At 71.4% G+C, this 4,554-nt stretch carries 4 protein-coding genes; all 4 read left to right on the top strand.

Going from position 1 to position 4,554, the window contains the following annotated elements; genetic code table 11:
• Nucleotides 1–277 precede the first annotated feature (277 nt).
• From H5J30_RS18665 to H5J30_RS18650, 4 genes are read left to right on the top strand one after another with little or no spacing between them, the layout of a single operon-like run.
• Entirely contained in the window at nucleotides 278–1,228 is a 951-nt protein-coding gene (locus tag H5J30_RS18665; RefSeq protein ID WP_181788554.1) for an IclR family transcriptional regulator, read from the top strand.
• The gene (locus H5J30_RS18660; protein WP_181788553.1) at nucleotides 1,225–2,199 is read left to right on the top strand and encodes a carbohydrate ABC transporter permease; all 975 of its coding nucleotides are present in this window, start codon (nucleotides 1,225–1,227) and stop codon (nucleotides 2,197–2,199) included. The genes H5J30_RS18665 and H5J30_RS18660 overlap by 4 nt, the downstream gene beginning before the upstream one ends.
• The gene (locus H5J30_RS18655) at nucleotides 2,196–3,134 is read left to right on the top strand and encodes a carbohydrate ABC transporter permease (RefSeq protein WP_181788552.1); all 939 of its coding nucleotides are present in this window, start codon (nucleotides 2,196–2,198) and stop codon (nucleotides 3,132–3,134) included. The genes H5J30_RS18660 and H5J30_RS18655 overlap by 4 nt, the downstream gene beginning before the upstream one ends.
• 60 nt (nucleotides 3,135–3,194) lie before the next feature.
• The gene (locus tag H5J30_RS18650) at nucleotides 3,195–4,493 is read left to right on the top strand and encodes an extracellular solute-binding protein (protein ID WP_181788551.1); all 1,299 of its coding nucleotides are present in this window, start codon (nucleotides 3,195–3,197) and stop codon (nucleotides 4,491–4,493) included.
• Nucleotides 4,494–4,554 lie beyond the last annotated feature (61 nt).

Below are 4,554 nucleotides of genomic sequence, written 5' to 3'. Positions count from 1 at the left end.
GGCCGACGTTGCGACGGCGGTGACTCCCGCGGCCTTCACGAAGTTCCGGCGGCTGGGCATCGATGACACGCTCCCCACATTGCAAATGGCATCCGTAATGCAGGAAGGGTGTCCACATGCTGCACGGTCGTCAACCCCTGCTGCACGAGAAAACCGGGCGCCGTCTCCGCGCCGGATCCACGCCGTTGCCGCGGAAGCCCGGTCACAAGGGTTGACGCCGTCGCAATATGTGGGCAACGATCCCGCATGTTGCAAACGAGATTCACTGGAGTCGCGGATGGCATCGGATCAGGGCAACAACCAGAGCGTGGAGCGCGCGGTGGCCGTGCTCGCGGTCTTCCAGAACGGCCACCCGGAGCTGCGGGTCTCGGACGTCGTACGCATCACCGGCCTCGGCACCTCGACCACCTCCCGGCTGCTGGCCACGCTGGAGTCGCTCGACTACGTCGAACGTGACGCCGTCAGCGGGCTGTACCGCCTCGGCACGGCCCCCATCACCCTCGGCGGCGTCGCCGTCAACCACCACCCCGTCCACCGCGAGGCACGCCAGCTCGCCCAGGAGCTGGCCGCCCGCCTCGGTCTCGGCGCCAACGTCGCCATCCGGCACGGCGCCGCGCTGTTCTACCTGCTCAACTTCGAAGGCAGGCTGGCCCCGAGGTCCACCGTGCTCACCGGCCAGCGCAAGCCGCTGCACGCCACCGGCCTCGGCAAGTGCCTGCTGCTGGGCCTGGCTCCGCGGCGCCGCCGCGGCCTGCTGCCCGAGGCCGGGCTGACGGCCTTCACGCAGGCCACCCTCACCTCGCACGCCGCGCTCGACGCCGAGTTGGAGGCCGTCGCCCGCCGCGGCTACGCCACCGAGGTCGAGGAGCTGGCGCACGGCCGCTCCTGCGTGGCCGCGCCGATCCGGGGCCGCTCCGGCGACATCGTCGCCGCCATCTCCATCTCCGGGCCGCTGTCCACCGTCGCGCTCGACCGGCGCGAGGAGGAGCTGTCCCGCGCCGCCGTGGAGGCCGCCGACTCGGTGAGCGTCGGCCTCGGTTACGTCGGCCCGCGCGCCGCACCGCCCGCCCAGACCGGCCACGGAGACGGCCACGGAGACAGGGACAGGGACGGGGACAGAGACGGGGACGGGGACGGCCGGGAGGAAGGGAACGGGCGCGGGGACGGCAACGGCCAGGGCCCGGGCCGGCAGCGCCACCCGCGCGCGCCCGAGAGGAGCCGACCGTGACGCCCGCGTCCGCCTCCCCGAAGCAGGCGGCCCCGGCACCGCCCGCCGCCTCCCCCACGCCGGCCCCCGCCCGCAGACCGTCGAAGCACGAGGGGCAGCGGCTTTCGAACGGCGCGTTCGCCTTCCTCCTCACCGTGCCGGGCCTGGCGCTCTTCGCGGCGATCGTGTTCTACCCGCTCGTCGCTTCCCTCGTCACCGGCTTCTTCGACCAGGACCTGCGGCTGCCGGGGCGTACGTTCGTCGGCCTGGACAACTACGCCGACGTGCTCGACCGCGACTTCTGGCCGGTGCTGGAGAACACGCTCGTGTTCACCGTCGGCGCCACCGCGGCGCCGTTCGCCGTCGGGTTCGCGCTCGCGCTGGCGCTGAACACCGGGCTGCGGGGCAGCGGGTTCCTGCGCGGCCTGTTCCTCTTCCCCTGGGTGATCCCCGGCGTCGTGGTGTCCTTCCTCTGGATGTGGATCTTCAATGCGAACTACGGGGTCCTCAACGGGGCGTTGCTGGAGCTGGGCGTCATCGAGGAGAGCGTCTCGTGGCTCGGCGAGCCGACGACGGCGATGGTCGCGGTGATCGTCACCAAGACCTGGGCGAGCTTCCCGTGGATGATGGTCATGATGCTCGCCGGCCTGCAGACCGTGCCGCGCGAGCTGCACGAGGCCGCGGCCGTGGACGGGGCGGGCGCCGTGCGCCGGTTCCGCGCCGTCACCTGGCCGGGTGTGCGGGGCGTCGCGGCGATCGTGATCCTGCTGGAGTTCATCTGGAACTTCCAGCACTTCGACACCATCTACGTCCTCACCGGCGGCGGCCCCGCCGGTGCCACGGAGACCTTCGCGGTCGCCGTGTACCAGGACGCCTTCAAGGGCTTCGACCTCGGCCGCGCGGCCGCGCTCGGCGGGCTGTGGATGCTGCTGCTCCTGGTGCTCGTCGGCGTGTACCTCAGGACCTCCGAGCGGGAGGACAAGCACTCGTGACCACCGCCCGGTTCACCGCCCCCGGCGGCGCCTCCCCCGAGGCCGCGCCCGCCGGCGCCGGCAAGCCCGCCGGGAGCCGCCCGGCCTCCCGCAGACCCCGCCGACGCCCCGACCAGGTCCGCTCGTCCGTCGCCGCGTGGGCCGCGGTCGGCGTCATCGGTCTCTTCGGCCTGCTGCCGATGTACTGGATGCTGGTCACCGCGCTCAGCCCACCGGGGCAGGCGTTCCGCTTCCCGCCGCGGTTCTTCCCGACCGAGATCACGTTCGCGCACTTCCGGGCCTTCGCGGAGAACGACAAGCTCTTCGACTACATGGTCAACAGCGTGATCGTCGCCGGTGTCACCGCGCTGCTGAGCGTCGTGGTCTCGACGTACATGGGCTACTCGTTCTCCAAGTTCCGCTACCGCGGTCGCAAGTCGCTGATGAACTTCGTGCTCGCCTCGCAGATGTTCCCGCAGGCGCTGCTGCTGATCACGCTGTACGCGGTGTTCCGCCAGTTCGACCTGCTCGGCACGTACACGGCGCTGATCCTGTCCTTCACCACGTTCACCATGCCGCTGTGCGTGTGGATGCTGAAGGGCATCTTCGACACGGTCCCCGACGCGCTGCTGGAGGCCGCGGCCATCGACGGCGCGTCCCGGTGGCGCACCCTGCACAGCATCGTCGCGCCGCTGGCGGCGCCCGGGATGATCGCGGCCGGGCTGTTCGCGTTCGTCCGCGGCTGGAACGACTTCATCTTCGCGCTGACGCTCTCCGGCGACGACACGATGACGCTGCCGCCGGGCCTGGTGAACACGTACATCGGCGAGTTCCAGACGGCCTGGCCGGCGCTGATGGCGGCGTCGCTGATCGTCTCGGTGCCGGTGGTCGTCGCGTTCATGTTCCTGCAGCGGTACCTCGTCGGAGGGCTGACCGCCGGAGCCGTCAAGAGCTGACCGGCGCCGCCGCGCCCGGTCCCGTACCCCGCCACGCTTCCCAACCTCGAAGGAGTCGGCATGTCCCGCCACGCACTACCCCGCCGCGACACCCTCAGACTGCTGGGCCTGGGCACCCTGGGGCTCGCCGTCCCCGGTGCCCTGGCCGCCTGCGCCCCCTCCGGGGGCGGCTCCGGCGACGGCGGCGACGCCGACGCGAAGAAGTTCGGCTTCACCTCCTGGTCGCTGAACGAGGAGGCGAGCAAGCCGGTCGTGGAGGGGATCATCTCGGACTGGGAGAAGGCCGGGAAGGTGGAGGTGTCCACGACGGAGTATCCGTACAACGAGTATCTGAAGCAGCTGACACTGAAGCTGAGCGGCGGGGAGATCAGCGGCGCGGTGCAGTTGGACATCGCATGGCTGGCGGCGGTGGCGCAGATGGGTTCGCTGCTGGACCTGGGGGACGCGGCGGCCGGGGCGGGCTACACGGACGTGGCGCTGGCAAGCGGGCAGTACGAGGGGGTGCAGTACGGGCTGCCGTGGACGACGGGCTCCATCGGGCTGATCGGCAACCAGCGGCTGCTGGACGAGGCGGGGATACGCCGGCTGCCGGGCACGGTCGCCGAATTCGAGGACGCGCTGCGCGCGCTGAAGGACCTGGGCGGCGGGGTGACGCCGTACGCGGCGGCGACGAAGGTGGAGCAGCTCAAGGACATCTTCCCGTGGATGCAGACCTTCGGCTGCCCGGTCGTCGAGGACGGCGCGGTGGCGATCGGCGACGACGCGTCGGTGGACGCCGTGGAGTGGTTCAAGAAGCTCTACGACGAGAAGCTGATCGCCAAGGCGGTGGACCGGTTCGACGCCCGCGCGCTGTTCGCGCAGGGGAAGGTGGGCTTCTACGACGACGCGCTGGTCGGCAAGGGCGCGACGCTCGCGGAGGCGGCGGACGAGTCGCTGGCGGAGGCGATGGTGGCGGTGCCGCGGCCGGTGCTGAAGAAGGGCGACGACCCGCAGGCGCTGCTGTGGGGGCACGTCATCGTGGTGACGAAGGGCGAGGGGTCGTCGGCGGCGACGGACTTCGCCGTGCACACCACCTCCGACCGGGCCACGGTCGTGGACTACTTCGGGAAGCTGGCGCTGCCGCCGACGACGGCGGAGGGGCTCACGGCCCCGGAGGTGGCGTCGGACAGGTTCACCACCGACTGGACGGAGAAGATCACCGCGACGGCGACGCCCGGGCCGTTCTGGACGTACGCGAACAACGCGCAGATCGAGGAGGCGGTGGCCGAGCAGGTGCAGGCGGTGCTGGTCGGCGACTCCTCGGCGAAGGACGCGATGAGGACGGCCGGTGAGGACGTCGCCCGCCTGATCGAGGAGTGAGCGTGCGAAGAGGCGACAGGGCGCGCTCGGTGCGCCGCATGCTGCTCCCGGCCCTGCCTCT

The organism is Streptomyces phytophilus (assembly GCF_013870535.1).
GTDB lineage: Bacteria > Actinomycetota > Actinomycetes > Streptomycetales > Streptomycetaceae > Streptomyces > Streptomyces phytophilus.
Note: the sequence above shows the minus strand (reverse complement) of the source record. Positions and strands in the feature narration are given on the sequence as shown.

Bases quoted from the DNA above. Each gene is read 5' to 3' on its own strand.
- H5J30_RS18665 (WP_181788554.1), top strand. From the start codon at position 278: ATGGCATCGGATCAGGGCAACAACCAGAGCGTGGAGCGCGCGGTGGCC.
- H5J30_RS18650 (WP_181788551.1), top strand. From the start codon at position 3,195: ATGTCCCGCCACGCACTACCCCGCCGCGACACCCTCAGACTGCTGGGC.